Origin of the sequence: Staphylococcus sp. URHA0057 (genome assembly GCF_000620265.1) — a bacterium.
Lineage (GTDB): Bacteria > Bacillota > Bacilli > Staphylococcales > Staphylococcaceae > Staphylococcus > Staphylococcus pasteuri.
Map to the genome: position 1 here is coordinate 154,404 of NZ_KK211097.1, position 18,650 is coordinate 173,053.

The window sequence follows — 18,650 nt, forward strand, 5'->3', positions numbered from 1 at the left end:
GAATTGTATATTAGACTTGAATTTATTATTTACGATCTTATAAATAGAATGAAAAAGGGGGCGACACATACATATATGACACATCTCACATTTAGACAAGGCGTGAAAGAATGTATTCCAACTTTATTTGGATATGCAGGCGTAGGTATTTCGTTTGGAATTGTTGCCGCATCTCAAAAGTTTAGTTTGTTAGAAATTATTTTACTTTGTTTAATTATTTATGCAGGTGCTGCTCAATTTATTATTTGTGCTTTAGTAATTGCAGGTACACCTATAACTGCGATAGTATTAACAACATTTATTGTGAATTCACGCATGTTTCTATTGAGTATGACTTTAGCGCCCAATTATAAATCTTATAGTTTATGGAATAGAGTTGGTTTAGGGTCACTCGTAACCGATGAAACATTTGGTGTTGCCATCACGCCGTATTTAAAGGGAGAATCAATTAATGATCGATGGTTACATGGATTAAATATTACTGCATATTTATTTTGGACATTTTCATGTGTGGTTGGGGCGCTCTTTGGAAAATATATTTCAAACCCAGAAATGTTAGGATTAGACTTTGCTATTACTGCTATGTTCGTCTTCTTAGGTATCGCTCAATTTGAATCGGTTAAGAAATCTAAAATTAATATTTATCTTGTTTTAATTTTATTCGTTATTGTGATGATGCTAGCGTTAAGCTTTGTTATGCCATCATATGTAGCGATTATTATTTCAGCAGTGGTCGCTTCTGCACTTGGGGTGGTGATGGATAGATGATGACAGATACGCATATGTTAGTTGTAATCATATTATGTGGTGTAGTTACACTATTGGTTAGAATTATTCCATTTATGATGATTTCACGAGTTAGTTTGCCAGATGTTGTGATACGATGGCTTTCATTTATTCCTATTACACTTTTTACAGCACTCGTTTTAGACGGCATCATTCAACAACATGAGGGTAGTGTAGGATACACTTTAAATATTCCATTCATTATTGCTCTTATACCTACAGTACTTTTAGCAATTTTAACGAGAAGTCTAACTTGGACTATTTTAGGTGGTATTGTCTTTATAGCGATTTTAAGATATTTTATTTAACATTTTCTTCGTATCATATTGAATTTCAAATTCGAGTTAGTTAAACTTTAAGTAATTAGAATATTTTGATAATTATCGTTTTTCTTAAAAACTTAATCATAAAACCTTATTCAGAGAAGTTGAGGGACTTGGCCCGTAGACGCTTCAGCAACCGGCTACAAATATTAAGAGTACGGTGCTAAAACCAACGATTACTCGAATGATAAGTACTGAACCGCTTCTTACTTTTCAAAGAGTAAGAAGCTTTTTTATTTAAAGGAGGATGGATTGATATATGTCGAATTATATTGTTGATACATTACATTTAGGCGAATTCACGACTGAGTCAGGAGAAACAATACAAGATTTGAAACTAAGATATGAACATGTAGGTTATCCTGGACAACCATTAGCACTAATCTGTCATGCGCTAACTGGTAATCATTTAACATATGGTACTAATGACAATCCAGGTTGGTGGCGTGAAATTATTGATGGTGGATATATGCCAATTAATGATTATCAATTTTTAACATTTAACGTCATTGGCAGTCCGTTTGGTTCAAGTTCAAAATTTAACGATAAGCACTTTCCTAATCATTTAACATTAAGAGATATAGTTCGTGCCCTTGAAAAAGGGATAGCAGCATTAGGATTTAATAAAATTGATATATTGATTGGTGGAAGCTTAGGTGGTATGCAAGCGTTAGAATTTCTTTATAATCAACGTTTTCCTGTGAATAAAGCGGTCATACTAGCCGCTACTGAAAAAACGTCATCATATAGTCGAGCATTTAATGAAATTGCAAGACAAGCCATTCATATCGGAGGCAAGGAAGGTTTAAGTATTGCTCGTCAATTAGGATTCTTAACTTATCGTTCTTCGAAAAGTTATGATCAGCGATTCACTCCAGAAGAAGTTGTCAATTACCAACAACATCAAGGAGATAAATTCAAAGAATCATTTGATTTATCATGCTATTTAACACTGCTAGATGTCTTAGATAGTCATAATATTGATAGAGGTAGAGATGATGTTGATGAAGTGTTCAAATCACTAGATACTAAAGTCTTAACAATGGGATTTATTGATGATTTATTATACCCTGACGATCAAGTGTTAGCTGCGGGGCAACGATTTAAATATCATCGTCACATTTTCGTACCAGATAATGTTGGACATGATGGCTTTTTACTAAACTTTGAAACTTGGGCACCTAATCTATATTACTTTTTAAATTTAAAACAAATAAGACGTTAGTTAACTAACTTGAAGTAGTAATTAGAATAAATATTTTTAATAGGAAGCATGCGAGAAATCACCCTTCATAAATGACTATAGTACTTTATTGTTTATTTTTTTCAAAGAGGTTAAAATAGTAGTTATAGTCAAAAAAAGTATGGGAGTGGCGTGTGTGTTTTCAAAAATACAACCTAAAGCAACTATTATAGGGACTTTAGTATTAGCGATAGTAGCTTTAGTAACACATGTATTACCTATTCTCGGCTTAATTTTATGTTTATTTGCAACAATCCCAGGTGTCGTGTTATGGAATAAATCTATTCAATCATTTGGAATTAGTGCTTTAGTAACAGTTATAATTACAACCTTATTAGGTAATACATTCGTCTTAAGTATCATGGTTCTAGTGATTTTAACAAGTTTAATCATTGGACAATTACTTAAGGAAAGAGCAACAAAAGAAAGAATTTTATATGTAACAACGGTATCTCTAAGCTTAATGACATTGATAGGATTCATGTTATTACAAGTATTTGAAAAAATACCAAGAGCAACCGCATTAGTTAACCCTGTTAAAGAAACCGTACATAACGTTTTATTAACAAGTGGAGCAAATGCTGATTATAGACAGATGCTTGAAGAAAGCATCCGCAAAATGACGGTCCAACTCCCAAGTTATCTCATTATTATCGTTTTCCTTATCGTTTTAATTAATCTGATTATAACATTTCCAATCCTACGTAAATTCAAAGTAGCGACGCCTATATTCAAGCCATTGTTTGCTTGGCAAATGAATCGTACGCTATTAACAATCTATATTATTGATTTAATTTGCGTGATGTTTGCGACTCAACCAAATACTTTCCAGAGTATCGTTTTGAACTTTGAAGTTGTGTTATCATTAGTGATGTACATTCAAGGGATGAGCGTCATTCATTTCTTCGGGAAAGCGAAACGATTACCGAATGTAGTAACAGTTATATTAATGATTTTAGGAACATTATTAACACCTATGACACACATTGTAGGATTAATTGGTGTCATTGATTTATGTATTAATTTAAAACAACTAATGAATAACAATAATAATAAAAAGTGATGAGAGGTGGAAAAATGAACCGTCAATCCACTAAAAAAGCTTTGCTCATACCTTTTATTGTAATGGCATTAACAGCCATTGCTTTAGTCGTCGTTTGGTTTATATTTAACCAAATTATCGCAGGTATAGCAGCAGGAGTACTACTAGTGATGTTGATTGCTAGTGGATTCTTGTTGAGACAAGCTTTTATGAAAATGGACAATTACGTGGATGATTTAAGTGGCCATATTACAACGAGTAGTAATAAGGCAATTAAACACTTGCCAATCGGGATGATTGTATTAGATGAAAATGACCATATTGAATGGGTTAACCAATTTATGTCTGAACATCTAACAACAAACGTGATTTCAGAATCGGTTAATGAAGTATTTCCCAATATTTTAAAGCAATTAGAGAAAGTTCAAGAAATTGAAATTGAACACGAAAATTATCATTTCAGAGTACGTTATTCTGATAATGAACATTGTTTATACTTCTTTAATATTACAGAAGAGGTACAAACTAATCAGTTATATGAAGATTCTAAACCAATTATCATGACATTATTCTTAGATAACTACGATGAAATCACACAAAATATGAACGATACACAACGTTCTGAAATTAACTCTATGGTTACACGAGTAATCAGCAGATGGACTTCAGAATATGGTATCTTCTTTAAACGTTATAATTCAGATCAATTCGTAGCATATTTAAACCAAAAGATTTTAGCGGAAATTGAAAACTCAAATTTCAATATTCTAAGTCAATTACGTGAAAAAAGTGTCGGCTACCGCGCGCAACTTACATTAAGTATAGGTGTTGGTGAAGGTACTGAAAATCTTATTGACCTTGGTGAATTATCACAATCAGGCTTAGACTTAGCATTAGGCCGTGGTGGTGACCAAGTTGCTATTAAAAATATGAATGGTAACGTGCGTTTCTATGGTGGTAAGACTGACCCAATGGAAAAACGTACACGTGTAAGAGCACGAGTTACTTCACATGCATTAAAAGATATCTTAACTGAAGGCGATAAAGTTATCGTTATGGGACATAAACGACCAGACTTAGACGCTATAGGCGCAGCAATCGGTGTATCTAGATTTGCATTAATGAATAATTTAGAAGCTTATGTTGTGTTAAATGAATCAGATATCGACCCAACATTGCGTCGTGTTATGGATGAAATTGATAAGAAACCAGAACTTAAAGAACGTTTCATTACGTCAGATGATGCATGGGACATGATGACTTCGAAAACAACAGTCGTTGTCGTTGATACACATAAACCTGAAATGGTCTTAGATGAAAATGTATTAAACAAAGCTAACCGTAAAGTAGTCATTGATCACCATAGACGAGGCGAAAGCTTTATTTCTAATCCTTTATTGGTATATATGGAACCTTACGCAAGTTCAACAGCAGAACTTGTAACAGAGTTATTAGAATATCAACCAACAGAACAACGCTTAACAAGACTTGAATCAACAGTAATGTATGCTGGTATTATTGTAGATACACGTAACTTTACATTACGTACAGGTTCAAGAACGTTTGATGCGGCAAGCTATTTACGTGCTCATGGTGCAGATACAATCTTAACGCAACACTTCTTAAAAGATGATGTTGATACGTACATTAATCGTTCTGAATTAATTAGAACAGTAGAAGTACAAGATAATGGCGTTGCAATTGCCCATGGATCTGACGATAAGATTTATCATCCTGTTACAGTTGCACAAGCAGCCGATGAGTTGTTAAGTTTAGAAGGTATAGAAGCTTCTTATGTAGTCGCGAAACGTGAAGATAATTTAGTTGGTATATCATCTGCCCGTTCATTAGGTGCTGTTAACGTTCAGTTAACTATGGAAGCCTTAGGTGGCGGTGGACACTTAACTAACGCAGCGACTCAATTAAAAGGTGTCTCAGTTGAAGAGGCTATCGCACAATTACAACAAGCTATAACAGAACAAATGAGTAGGAGTGAAAACGCATGAAAGTAATTTTTACACAAGATGTTAAAGGTAAAGGTAAAAAAGGCGAAGTTAAAGATGTACCAGTAGGTTATGCAAATAATTTCTTATTAAAAAATAATTACGCTGTAGAAGCGACTCCTGGTAACTTAAAACAATTAGAACAACAAAATAAACGTGCTGAAGCAGATAGACAACAAGAGATTGAAGATGCTAAAGCATTAAAAGAAAAATTAGCAAATATCGAAGTTGAAGTATCTGCTAAAACTGGTGAAGGCGGCAAATTATTTGGTTCAGTAAGTACGAAACAAATTGCGCAAGCACTTAAAGATCAACATGATATTAAACTTGATAAACGTAAAATGGATTTACCACAAGGTATCCACACATTAGGTTATACAAATGTACCTGTTAAATTAGATAAAGAAGTTGAAGGTACAATTCGTGTGCATACAGTAGAACAATAAGATGGATTGAAATAGAGGTGTGATCAATAATGGATAATATGTACGAGCAAAATCAAATGCCACATAGCAACGAAGCCGAACAATCTGTCTTAGGTGCCATTATTATTGATCCAGAATTGATTAATACAACTCAGGAAGTGTTACTTCCTGAGTCATTTTATAGAGGCGCCCATCAACACATTTTCCGTGCGATGATGCACTTAAATGAAGATAACAAAGAAATTGATGTTGTGACGTTGATGGATCAACTTACAACTGAAGGAAGTTTAAGTGAAGCGGGTGGTCCGCAATATCTTGCAGAATTATCTACAAACGTACCTACTACAAGAAACGTTCAGTATTATACGGATATCGTATTCAAACACGCGCTTAAACGTAAGTTAATTCAAACTGCAGATAGTATTGCTAATGATGGATATAATGATGAATTAGAATTAGATACTATTTTAAGTGATGCGGAACGACGTATTTTAGAATTGTCATCCACACGTGAGAGTGATGGCTTTCAAGATATTAGAGACGTATTAGGTAAAGTGTATGAAACTGCGGAAGAACTCGATCAAAATAGTGGTCAAACACCAGGTATACCAACAGGATACCGTGATTTAGACCAAATGACAGCAGGATTTAACCGAAATGATTTGATTATATTAGCGGCACGTCCATCTGTAGGTAAGACTGCCTTTGCGCTTAATATTGCACAAAAGGTAGCGACACATGAAGATTTATATACTGTTGGAATCTTCTCACTAGAGATGGGTGCAGACCAATTAGCTACACGTATGATTTGTAGTTCAGGTAATGTCGACTCTAACCGTTTGAGAACTGGTACTATGACGGAAGAAGACTGGAACAGATTTACTATTGCAGTCGGTAAGTTATCCCGTACTAAAATATTTATCGATGACACGCCAGGTATTCGAATCAATGATATACGTTCTAAATGCCGTCGACTTAAACAAGAACACGGTTTAGATATGATTGTGATTGACTATCTTCAATTAATACAAGGTAGTGGTTCAAGATTCTCAGACAATCGTCAACAAGAAGTATCTGAAATCTCACGTACGCTTAAAGCTATTGCCCGTGAATTAGAATGTCCAGTTATCGCATTGAGTCAGTTATCACGTGGTGTGGAACAACGACAAGATAAACGACCAATGATGAGTGATATTCGTGAATCAGGTTCTATCGAGCAAGATGCTGATATCGTCGCTTTCTTATACCGTGATGATTATTATAATCGTGGTGAAGATGAGGATGATGACGATGATTCAAGCTTTGAACCACAAACTAATGATGATAATGGTGAAATTGAAATCATCATCGCTAAACAACGTAACGGCCCAACCGGTACCGTTAAACTACACTTCATGAAACAATATAATAAATTTACTGATATTGATTATGCTCATGCAGAAATGGGGTAAAAAATATTACAAATAAATTTCCGTACGATAAAATTAATTTTAGTTTTATTGTACGGTTTTTATTTTGTCTTTTAGCTTGATATTATGAATAAGTTTGTATATTGATTTTTAGTTAATTAGGCTAAAATACTTTATTTAAAGGGTTTATCAGACTTTTGAAGATTATATATTTTCTTAAAAGGTAAATCATATTGCCCAAAATTAATGTTCGATTTTTATTTGCAATATGGTATTTATATTGGTAAAATACTTCATGGTTAAATGAGAAAAATTTGGAGGTGCTCATATGTCATCAATCGTAGTAGTTGGGACACAATGGGGAGACGAAGGTAAAGGTAAAATTACTGATTTCTTAGCAGAGCAAGCAGATGTTATTGCACGTTTTTCAGGTGGTAATAACGCAGGACATACCATTCAATTTGGTGGAGAAACATATAAATTACATTTAGTACCATCAGGTATCTTTTATAAAGATAAATTAGCAGTAATCGGTAATGGTGTGGTTGTAGATCCAGTTGCATTACTTAAAGAATTAGATGGTTTAAATGAACGTGGTATCTCAACAGATAACTTACGTATTTCAAACCGCGCGCAAGTGATTTTACCTTATCATATCGCACAAGACGAATTTGAAGAGCGTCTTCGTGGTGATAATAAAATCGGTACAACGAAAAAAGGTATCGGCCCAGCATACGTAGATAAAGCACAACGAATTGGTATCCGTATGGGAGACCTAATGGAAAAAGAAACTTTCGAAAGACGTCTAAAAGAAAATATTGCATATAAATCAGCATATTTCAAAGGTATGTTTAACGAAACATGCCCTAGCTTTGAAGATATGTTTGAAGAATATTATGCTGCAGGTCAACGTTTAAAAGAATTCGTTACAGATACACCTAAAATATTAGATGATGCATTTGTTGCGGATGAGAAAGTATTATTCGAAGGTGCACAAGGTGTTATGTTAGATATCGACCATGGTACATACCCATTCGTAACTTCAAGTAACCCAGTAGCAGGTAACGTAACTGTAGGTACAGGTGTAGGCCCAACTTACGTGTCTAAAGTAATTGGTGTTTGTAAAGCATATACATCACGTGTTGGTGATGGCCCATTCCCTACTGAATTATTTGATGAAGATGGACATCATATTAGAGAAGTTGGTCGTGAATATGGTACAACAACAGGACGTCCTCGTCGTGTAGGTTGGTTCGACTCAGTAGTATTACGTCATTCACGTCGTGTGAGTGGTATCACAGACTTATCTATTAACTCAATTGATGTTTTAACAGGTTTAGATACAGTTAAAATTTGTACTGCTTATGAATTAGACGGTGAAAAAATTACTGAATATCCTGCAAACCTAGATCAATTACAACGTTGTAAACCAATCTTCGAAGAGTTACCAGGTTGGACAGAAGATATTACGGGTTGTCGCAGTTTAGAAGAATTACCTGAAAATGCACGTAAATATTTAGAACGTATTTCTGAATTATGTGGCGTGCACATTTCAATCTTCTCAGTTGGTCCAGACCGTGAACAAACAAACCTATTAGAAAAATTATGGTAAAAGTTAGACAACAATAAATTTTATACTCTAATATTTTGAAAAAAACCGATTCGTCCATAAAAGCGAATCGGTTTTTTCCTGTTTAAATAAACAATTAAAATTTGTGGTAATGAGGGAGCATGATTAAATCATTTCAATTCAATGCCATTGTATATACACATATTCAATTCAAGTAAGTCATTTTCAAATAATCATAAGTCTATCGTCACTTTTATAGCAATATTTCTCCTTTATTAACATTTCAAAAATAATGTTATATTTATGTAAAAAAATAGCTTGTCATGTAAATAACGGCTATGCTATAATCTATCTTGTGCTTAAGAACGGCTCCTTGGTCAAGCGGTTAAGACACCGCCCTTTCACGGCGGTAACACGGGTTCGAGTCCCGTAGGAGTCACCATTTTTTAGGTCTCGTAGTGTAGCGGTTAACACGCCTGCCTGTCACGCAGGAGATCGCGGGTTCGATTCCCGTCGAGACCGTATTGCCTACCCAAGAGGGTAGGCATTTTTTTATGTTTATTTTTACTGATTAGCAAAGTCGTTCATCAACTTATTCGTCGCTCTACTCTATAACACCGCACATCATTCTTCATTATAGATAAATGAATCAATCTCCCACCACATCATGCTACAATCCACTCATTTTACAACTCTATGACAATAGGCAATCGAAACTTAACATTTATCCTTTCACTGCAACTAAAGAAATGTAAAACATTGAATTAATCACTTTTATACTTAATTTTTATATTACAAAATAATGAAATAGATATCATTTAGTTTTTAAAGGTTACTGAAAGTGTTCAACTTATTTTGTGATATACAATTTTGGTGGTAAAATTATATATAATATTATTCTATAATTTTTTATACAAAAATAGAATTAACCGTTCATAAATGGTAAATTATATAGTAGTTACTGTGCTATCAATGCACAATAGTTTGAGTCGTGAGAAAGGTCTCAAACGTTACGAATGAAGCTAAGTTGAACGGTAGAATTATACTTTGAGAAATGAGGTTTATATATATGGCTAGAAAAGTTGTGGTAGTCGACGATGAAAAACCAATTGCTGATATTTTAGAATTTAATCTTAAAAAAGAAGGATACGATGTATTTTGCGCGTACGATGGTAACGACGCAGTAGATTTAATTTATGATGAAGAACCAGACATCGTTCTATTAGACATCATGTTACCTGGTAGAGATGGCATGGAAGTTTGTCGTGAAGTACGTAAGAAATACGAAATGCCAATCATTATGTTAACTGCAAAAGATTCTGAAATTGATAAAGTTTTAGGATTAGAATTAGGTGCGGATGACTATGTGACGAAACCATTTAGTACACGTGAATTAATCGCTCGTGTAAAAGCAAACTTACGTCGTCATTATTCTCAACCAGCACAAGAAGTGAATGATACAACAAACGAAATTTCAATTAAAGATATCGTCATTTATCCTGATGCATATTCTATTAAAAAACGTGGTGATGACATCGAGTTAACACACCGTGAATTTGAGTTGTTCCATTACCTTTCTAAACATATGGGTCAAGTAATGACACGTGAACATTTATTACAAACTGTGTGGGGCTATGATTATTTTGGAGATGTACGTACAGTGGACGTAACGATTCGTCGTTTACGTGAAAAAATTGAAGATGATCCATCACACCCTGAATATATTGTGACACGTAGAGGCGTTGGATACTTCCTCCAACAACATGATTAGAGGTTCAGTCGAATGAAGTGGCTTAAACAACTCCAATCCCTTCACACGAAACTAGTCATTGTATATGTCTTACTGATTATTATTGGTATGCAAATTATTGGTTTGTATTTTACTAATAGTTTGGAAAAGGAATTATTAGATAACTTTAAAAAGAATATTACGCAATATGCGAAACAATTAGATGTAAGCATTGAGAAAGTTTATAACGAAAAAGGTTCGGTTAACGCTCAGAAAGATATTCAAAATCTTTTGAGCGAGTATGCCAACCGTCAAGAAATTGGTGAAATTCGTTTTATAGATAAAGATCAAATTATTATGGCGACAACGAAGCAGTCTAACCGCGATCTTATCAATCAAAAGGCAAACGATAGCTCTGTTCAAAAAGCATTATCACTAGGTCAAAGTAATAACCATATGGTATTGAAAGACTATGGTAATGGTAAAGAAAGGGTTTGGGTATATAACATACCTGTTAAAGCTGATAAACAAACGATAGGCAATATTTACATAGAATCGAAAATTAATGACGTATACAATCAACTGAATAATATTAATCAAATCTTTATTGTAGGTACCGCTATTTCGTTATTTATTACCGTCATACTCGGTTTCTTTATTGCGCGAACGATAACCAAACCGATTACCGATATGCGTAACCAGACAGTTGAGATGTCTAAAGGTAACTATACCCAACGTGTTAAAATTTATGGTAATGACGAAATCGGTGAACTTGCGCTCGCATTCAATAATTTATCCAAACGAGTTCAAGAAGCACAAGCGAATACGGAAAGTGAGAAACGCCGTCTAGACTCTGTTATCACACATATGAGTGACGGTATCTTAGCAACAGATAGACGTGGTCGTGTACGTATCGCCAATGATATGGCACTTAAAATGCTAGGTATGGCTAAAGAAGACCTTATCGGCTACTATATGTTAAGTGTTTTAAACTTAGAAGAAGAATTCTCACTAGAAGAAATTAATGAAAATAACGACAGCTTCTTATTAGACATTAATGAAGAAGAAGGCATCATTGCACGTGTTAACTTCAGTACAATTGTGCAAGAAACAGGCTTTGTAACAGGTTATATTGCTGTACTTCATGATGTAACAGAACAACAACAAGTAGAACGTGAACGTCGTGAGTTCGTTGCTAACGTGTCACACGAACTACGTACACCATTAACATCTATGAATAGTTATATCGAAGCACTAGAAGAAGGTGCTTGGAAAGACGATGATTTAGCACCACAATTCTTATCCGTTACACGTGAAGAAACTGAACGTATGATTCGACTCGTTAATGACTTACTTCAATTATCTAAAATGGATAATGAATCCGATCAAATTACGAAAGAAATTGTCGACTTTAACATGTTTATTAATAAGATTATTAATCGACATGAAATGTCTGCTAAAGATACAACATTCGTACGCGAAATTCCACAGCAAACTATTTTTGCTGAAATAGATCCAGATAAGATGACACAAGTATTTGATAACGTTATTACGAATGCAATGAAATATTCTCGTGGTGATAAACGCGTTGAGTTCCACGTGAAACAAAATGCACTTTACAATAGAATGACGATTCGTATCAAAGATAATGGTATCGGTATTCCTATTAATAAAGTAGATAAAATCTTTGATAGATTCTACCGTGTCGACAAAGCACGTACACGTAAAATGGGTGGTACAGGTCTTGGTTTAGCAATTTCTAAAGAGATTGTTGAGGCACACAATGGCCGTATTTGGGCAAATAGTGTCGAAGGACAAGGTACATCTATCTTCATTACCCTACCATGTGAAATTATTGAAGATGGTGATTGGGATGAATAGTAAAGAATACATCAAAACGATTATCCTGATACTACTTGTATTAATGAGTATCGTTTTAACTTATATGGTATGGAACTTCTCACCTGATCTATCAAATGCAGATAGTACGTCATCAGATAATAAGAAAGATAATTCTAAACCTATTGGAAAACCAATGAGTGCGAAAATGGATAAAACCATCACACCATTTCAAATCGTTCAATCTAATGGCGATAAAACAAAAGGTATGCCAGCAACAGGTCATGCAGTATCTCAAATCTTAAGCCCATTAAAAGATAAAAATGTTGATTCAGTACAGCATTTAAAACGAAATCATAACTTAATTATTCCTGAATTAAGCGATAACTTTATCGTTCTTGATTTCACATATGATTTACCGTTATCAACTTATTTAAGCCAAGTATTAAACATAGATGCTAAGACACCAAATCATTTTAACTTTAATCGACTACTTATTGACCAAGATCAAGAAGGTCATGTGATATTATATGCGATTAGTAAAGATAGACATCAAGTTGTGAAGATGAAAACATCTGTTAAAGGTAAAGATGTGAATCAATCATTAAAAAATCTTAGCTCAGAAATGCAAAAGTATATAGAAATCATCACCAATAAAGACACAATTGATAAAGCAACACATATTTTTGCACCAGATAAACCTAAAGACCTCAAATGTTATCGTATGGTATTTAATACGATTAATGTAGAAAAAATGAATTCTGTATTATTTAACGATTCAACTATCGTCCGTAGTTCTCAAAGTGGCTTGACGACGTACAATAATAATACAGGTGTTGCTAACTATAACGATAAGAGTGAGAAATACCATTATAGAAACTTGTCCGAAGATGAGAAAAGCTCTACCAATATGGAAGAAACAATTGGTGGTACATTCGAATTTATCAATGGACACGGTGGTTTCTTAGACGAAGATTATAGATTGTTTAGCACTGATAATATGAGTGGTGAATTAACTTATCAACGATTCTTAAATGGTTACCCTACGTTCAACACTCAAAAATTAAATGAAATTCAAGTGACATGGGGCGATAAAGGCGTATTTGATTACAAACGCTCATTATTACGAACTGATGTCATATTGAATAGTGGCGATAAAAAGTCATTACAAAGTGCAGAATCAGTACGCTCAGCACTTGCTAACAATAATAGTATTGATTTTGAACGCGTATCCAATATAGCGGTTGGTTACAATATGGATGACCGACCTAAAAATGATGATATTGAAGTACAACGTAATAGCGAATTTACGCCTCAATGGTATGTCGAATATGACGGCAAATGGTATGCATTTAAAGATGGGGGGCTAGAATAAATGAACTGGAAACTGACAAAGACACTATTCATTTTCGTATTTATTCTTGTCAACATCTTCTTAGTTGCTATATATATAGATAAAGTTAATAAATCACAGATTAATGAAGCGGTAAGTGATAATCGTGTTAACTTCCAACAAGAAGAGATTAAAGTCCCCACTGACGTCTTAAATAAAGATGTTAAAAATACTGAAATGCAACAAATTACTGCTCAGTCTAAAAACTTTTCAAGTTATGCTAAAAAACATTCAAGCTTGAGTACATCCGATTCAGGTAAGGTGCTTAATGGCGAGATAAATAGTACAGTCAATGTAAGTGATAGTAATTTAAAAGAGATTAAGAATTATATGAAAGACAATATATTTGGTGGTAAAAATTATCAGTTGAGTAAGATGAATTCTGATTCAATGACTTTTGAACAAATTTACAATGGCTACCCTATAATGAACAATAGTAAAGCACTATTGAAGTTCAATATTAATGATCATAAAGCATCTAGTTATAAACAAACAATGATGAATGATATTCAAGCAGCTAAAGGTTCAAATAGTAGTAAAAGCCAAGTAATAGGCCCGAGAAAAGCAATAGAAGCCCTATACTTCAATCGCTATCTTAAACGCCATGATGAAGTAGTTGACGCACGATTAGGCTACTATTCAGTTGTTAAAGAAAATAACGTTCAGTTATTACAACCTAACTGGGAAATCAAAGTTAAACATAACGGCAAAGACAAAACTAAGACATACTACGTCGAAGCCACAAGTACCAACCCTAAAGTTATAGATAAGTAGTAAAAGGTCTGTAGAAAAGCGCTTAGAGTTTGAGCAGAATCGAAACGGAGAGCAAAATTGTTTCTCAAATTTTGTCGAGCCGTGAGAACTTCTGCCGAGAACTCTGCTTTTCGAAAGCCGTCAATCACAGATTTGCTATTGTTAGTCTTGCCCCGGCAAGGATGACTAGATTAGTAACTAGTCAAAGACGAAGTTAATGATCAGTCAGCTACTGCCAGGTCTGTAGAAAAGCGTTTAGAGCTTTAGCTCAGGCGAACCTTTAAAAGTAATACTTCGTATTGTAGGGGCTCCCTTTCCCAGGGTACAGTTTCAGCCAGAAATACTGCACAGATAAATCTGTGAGTATTTCTAAGGTCTTCAACTAGTACTGTTCCCTCGGGAGTTTCGCCATAAATACTTCGTATTAATATATAAGTTTAACTGTCTACAAAGGTTTGTACTTTGTAGGCAGTTTTTATGTTCTCATTTGTATGTTGAACAATTATCTCGTTAATTAAATGATTCAAGGGAAAAACTTAATTTATCAATATACCGGTAGTTTAATAAACGGAGTATTGGCAGATTAATGTCATAATTGGTATAGTATAATATAAGCTATTTTAAGAACGGGTGGTTTCAGTACATAACTGAAATCAAAAAGTTAATCAATTAATAAAGAAAAATACAAAAATGATACGGAAGGCACTCTTACGTCACTAAGAGGGATGAGTGCTATATTAGAAAGGATGAGCCGCTTGATACGCATGAGTGTATTAGCAAGTGGTAGTACGGGCAATGCCACATATGTAGAAAATGAAAAAGGAAGTATTCTTGTTGATGTTGGTCTAACAGGTAAGAAGATGGAAGAACTTTTTGGCCAAATCGACCGCAACATCAAAGATTTAAATGGTATTTTAGTTACACATGAACACATTGACCATATTAAAGGTCTAGGCGTGTTAGCACGTAAATATAACTTACCTATTTATGCGAATGAAAATACATGGAAAGCAATAGAAAAGAAAGATAGTCGCATTCCAATGGATCAAAAGTTCATATTCAACCCTTATGAAACACAATCAATTGCAGGATTTGATATAGAGTCATTTAACGTGTCACACGATGCGATTGATCCTCAATTTTACATTTTCCATAATGATCATAAGAAGTTTACGATTTTAACAGATACAGGTTATGTTTCAGACAGAATGAAAGGCATGATTCAAGGTAGTGATGCCTTCATCTTTGAAAGTAACCATGATGTGGATATGTTACGCATGTGTCGTTATCCATGGAAGACAAAACAACGTATTTTAGGAGATATGGGACACGTATCTAATGAAGATGCTGGTTTAGCGATGACAGATGTGATTACAGGTAATACGAAACGTATTTACCTATCTCATTTATCTCAAGATAATAATATGAAGGACTTAGCACGTATGAGTGTTGGACAAGTGTTAAATCAACATGATATTGATACTGAAAAAGAAGTCTTATTGTGTGATACAGATAAAGCACAAGCGACACCAATATATACATTATAGTTATTTTAGACAGAGCGAGACGGGAATGTCTTGCTCTTTTTTTATGTCTTTTTCTGTGGAAAAGTCATTGAAGAAGGTCTTAAAAGCGATGTTTATAAGGGATAAGTGGATAAAATAGATTAAGACTATCGTGAAGTTATCCACTGAATTGTTCATAGTTATCCAGAGTTGTGTACAATACACACAGAAATACCCACATTGTACACATACTTATCCACAAAATAACAAGTTATTCCACAGAAATTGTGAGTAAATACTAATATTTTATAAAAATTGGGGATATAAACTGGTACAATAAGAGGGAATACTGTGAACAAGTTGATAACTTGTGGATAACTCTAATAAGTATAAGTGGAGGATAATATGAAAATCACAATTCTTTCAGTTGGAAAACTAAAAGAGAAATACTGGAAACAAGCAATTGCAGAATATGAAAAACGATTAGGTGCATACACTAAAATTGAAATAATAGAAGTGCCAGATGAAAAAGCACCTGAAAATATGAGTGACAAAGAAATTGAACAAGTAAAAGAAAAAGAAGGACAACGTTTATTAGCTAAGATCAAACCACAAGCAACGGTTATTACATTAGAAATTGAAGGTAAGATGTTGTCATCAGAAGGTCTAGCTAAAGAACTTAATCAACGCATGACACAGGGCCAAAGCGACTTTGTCTTTGTGATAGGTGGATCAAACGGACTACATCAGGACGTATTACAACGCAGTAACTATGCACTCTCATTCAGCAAAATGACCTTCCCACACCAAATGATGCGCGTTGTGTTGATTGAACAGGTGTATAGAGCATTTAAAATTATGCGTGGCGAAGCATATCATAAATGATGGTTTTTTAGTATTTTGTAATAAAAATTATAAGGTTCTATCTTACATTAAACAAGTTAATGTAAGATAGAACCTTATATAATATAGATTTAGTTATTAATTAAGCTATTAGATATTAGGTGTGAGTTTATTTCAACAATATCTATGAATTAAATAAACAAAGGTCTAGCGACGCCCTTACTCTAGGGATTACTTTAATTAAAAAACGTAAATTAAATTCAATATATAGTATGCATATGTTCTATATGAAACAACTTGCTTGTAAATATGTTACTTAATTGATGTTTGTTTAATAGCTGTGTGCAATGCATCAACAAATTGATACATCTTTGGTGACCAATTATTTTTATTTTTACGTGAAGTTGTACTCATATTTTGATTTTTAAATAAAGCTTTTCTCAGTGCAGTAGTTAATTCCAATTGAACACCTGTACTATTTTGATTTTTATTAATAAAATTTTGATTATTTAAACCACCTAGATATTCTGGAGGCACTTTAACGGTAAAACCTCTACTTCTCAATTGTGATTGAATAGCATCTCTTAGTTTAGATTTAACTCCTCCTAAGAATACAATTTGGTCGTCGCCTTTTGCGCCATGGATAGAAATGTTTGCTGTTCGTCCTTTGACCATTTGATGCAACGTTGGATCATCATAATGTGTAGACGTTACATGTAATTGCGTATTATTTGAGTTTCTTATTCCTTCAAACGAGAAATAATCATATCCACCTTGTTGTGCTAATAACTTTGTTAACTCCGAAGTACCTTGTTCTATGTTTCCACCATGCGGGGCTACAATAAGTACTTTACTACCTTTATTAGATGTCTCTTTCTTCCATTCAACACCTTCTTTAGTCGATTTTTCTAACTGGGTCATAGATTTATAGTAATCTTTATGATTGCTTTTAGTTGATTTGATTATATTTACTTTAGGTATTGTTGCTATAGCTGTTGCTTTTTTCTTAGTTGTTGTTTTTGCTATTTTTTTAATTGGTGTTTTGGTTTTTATCGATGATACACGGGGTTTCGATACTGCTTTTTTAGCTTGATTTATTTGTATTTTTGACGTATTCGATGTTTTATTTGGTACTTCTACTTTAGAAATAGCTTGTTGGTCGCGTTTAGTTCCTATTGTGCTATTTTTGATATTAGTAGATGAATTTATAGGTGCTTTAGTAGACATCGGCTTTTGAGTTTGACTTGTAGATGTTTGAATAGCTTTTGGTTTCAAAGAAGTCGGTGCTTTAACCTTTTCTGGTTTCACTGTCGTTGAAGACTGTTTTACATTTGCAATTTTAGCTGTTGTTTTTACTGTTGTAGGTGACTTTACTGTTGTCGTCACATGTTTAATCGGTGTTGTGATATTAGAATCACTTGTTCTAGAGTTTTTAATAATTTTTGGATTTGATATTTTTGAATTTGTATTACTCTCATCTTGTACTGTGGATGCATGGGCAGTTGTTTGCTGAGTTATGATGTTTATTGATCCTAAACTTAGTGATGCTGTTATAACTCCTAATGTTATTTTCACAATTGGTTTTGTTCGCTTACTTCTATTTTTATTCATTTGTAGCCCCTTAAATAGTTTGCCATTAACTCATATTAACCTATTCTTTCAAAATAGCAATAACTTTATTTAATTTATTACATATTTAACAATAATTTTTTTTGCCTATACACAATATTAAAACAAATTATTAAGCTGTACTTAATTAGGATGCGAGAAAGAAATAAAGCAAAAAT

Annotated in this window: 15 protein-coding genes, 2 tRNA genes and 1 riboswitch; of the genes, 16 read left to right on the forward strand and 1 reads right to left on the reverse strand. The window is 33.7% G+C overall.

Annotated features, from left to right (window positions below; translation table 11 throughout):
• The first annotated feature begins 75 nt into the window (after window positions 1-75).
• The 16 genes from N524_RS0112030 to rlmH all read left to right on the forward strand — a co-directional run bounded on the left by N524_RS0112030 (window position 76) and on the right by rlmH (window position 16,905).
• Complete coding sequence (locus N524_RS0112030; RefSeq protein ID WP_029056646.1) at window positions 76-768, forward strand: AzlC family ABC transporter permease; 693 nt, start codon at window positions 76-78, stop codon at window positions 766-768.
• Window positions 765-1,094, forward strand: a complete 330-nt coding sequence (locus N524_RS0112035) for an AzlD domain-containing protein (protein WP_029056647.1) — start codon at window positions 765-767, stop codon at window positions 1,092-1,094. The genes N524_RS0112030 and N524_RS0112035 overlap by 4 nt, the downstream gene beginning before the upstream one ends.
• Before the next feature lie 103 nt (window positions 1,095-1,197).
• Window positions 1,198-1,303: riboswitch (SAM riboswitch) on the forward strand.
• 65 nt (window positions 1,304-1,368) lie between these two features.
• Complete coding sequence (metX, locus tag N524_RS0112040; RefSeq protein WP_029056648.1) at window positions 1,369-2,334, forward strand: homoserine O-acetyltransferase MetX; 966 nt, start codon at window positions 1,369-1,371, stop codon at window positions 2,332-2,334.
• A 139-nt stretch (window positions 2,335-2,473) separates the two neighbouring features.
• Window positions 2,474-3,415: a YybS family protein gene (locus N524_RS0112045; RefSeq protein WP_026083452.1), complete on the forward strand. Its 942-nt coding sequence runs from the start codon at window positions 2,474-2,476 to the stop codon at window positions 3,413-3,415.
• 14 nt (window positions 3,416-3,429) lie between these two features.
• Complete coding sequence (locus tag N524_RS0112050; RefSeq protein ID WP_029056649.1) at window positions 3,430-5,400, forward strand: DHH family phosphoesterase; 1,971 nt, start codon at window positions 3,430-3,432, stop codon at window positions 5,398-5,400.
• Window positions 5,397-5,843 carry a 50S ribosomal protein L9 gene (gene rplI, locus N524_RS0112055; protein WP_017636737.1) on the forward strand — a complete coding sequence of 149 codons (447 nt, stop codon included), beginning with the start codon at window positions 5,397-5,399 and terminating at the stop codon, window positions 5,841-5,843. The genes N524_RS0112050 and rplI overlap by 4 nt, the downstream gene beginning before the upstream one ends.
• A 29-nt stretch (window positions 5,844-5,872) precedes the next feature.
• Complete coding sequence (gene dnaB, locus N524_RS0112060) at window positions 5,873-7,273, forward strand: replicative DNA helicase (protein ID WP_017636738.1); 1,401 nt, start codon at window positions 5,873-5,875, stop codon at window positions 7,271-7,273.
• Window positions 7,274-7,559: 286 nt separating this feature from the next.
• Window positions 7,560-8,843 (forward strand): adenylosuccinate synthase, encoded by a 1,284-nt coding sequence (locus tag N524_RS0112065; RefSeq protein ID WP_017636739.1) that lies wholly within the window; start codon window positions 7,560-7,562, stop codon window positions 8,841-8,843.
• Between the two features lie 325 nt (window positions 8,844-9,168).
• Window positions 9,169-9,243 (forward strand) — tRNA-Glu (locus tag N524_RS0112070).
• 7 nt (window positions 9,244-9,250) lie between these two features.
• Window positions 9,251-9,323, forward strand: a tRNA-Asp gene (locus N524_RS0112075).
• A 547-nt stretch (window positions 9,324-9,870) separates the two neighbouring features.
• Window positions 9,871-10,572, forward strand: a complete 702-nt coding sequence (gene yycF / locus N524_RS0112080) for a response regulator YycF (protein ID WP_029056650.1) — start codon at window positions 9,871-9,873, stop codon at window positions 10,570-10,572.
• Window positions 10,573-10,584: 12 nt separating this feature from the next.
• Complete coding sequence (walK, locus tag N524_RS0112085) at window positions 10,585-12,411, forward strand: cell wall metabolism sensor histidine kinase WalK (RefSeq protein ID WP_017636741.1); 1,827 nt, start codon at window positions 10,585-10,587, stop codon at window positions 12,409-12,411.
• Window positions 12,404-13,744 (forward strand): two-component system activity regulator YycH, encoded by a 1,341-nt coding sequence (yycH, locus tag N524_RS0112090; RefSeq protein WP_029056651.1) that lies wholly within the window; start codon window positions 12,404-12,406, stop codon window positions 13,742-13,744. The genes walK and yycH overlap by 8 nt, the downstream gene beginning before the upstream one ends.
• The gene (locus N524_RS0112095; RefSeq protein ID WP_029056652.1) at window positions 13,745-14,536 is read left to right on the forward strand and encodes a two-component system regulatory protein YycI; all 792 of its coding nucleotides are present in this window, start codon (window positions 13,745-13,747) and stop codon (window positions 14,534-14,536) included. It abuts the gene before it with no gap.
• Between the two features lie 725 nt (window positions 14,537-15,261).
• Complete coding sequence (locus N524_RS0112100; RefSeq protein WP_026083453.1) at window positions 15,262-16,062, forward strand: MBL fold metallo-hydrolase; 801 nt, start codon at window positions 15,262-15,264, stop codon at window positions 16,060-16,062.
• Between the two features lie 363 nt (window positions 16,063-16,425).
• Window positions 16,426-16,905 carry a 23S rRNA (pseudouridine(1915)-N(3))-methyltransferase RlmH gene (rlmH, locus tag N524_RS0112105; protein WP_002466394.1) on the forward strand — a complete coding sequence of 160 codons (480 nt, stop codon included), beginning with the start codon at window positions 16,426-16,428 and terminating at the stop codon, window positions 16,903-16,905.
• 270 nt (window positions 16,906-17,175) lie between these two features.
• Here the strand turns inward: rlmH and N524_RS0112110 are convergent, their stop codons facing one another.
• A complete protein-coding gene (locus N524_RS0112110; protein ID WP_029056653.1) occupies window positions 17,176-18,474 on the reverse strand; it encodes a poly-gamma-glutamate hydrolase family protein in 1,299 nt (432 codons plus the stop codon).
• Window positions 18,475-18,650 lie beyond the last annotated feature (176 nt).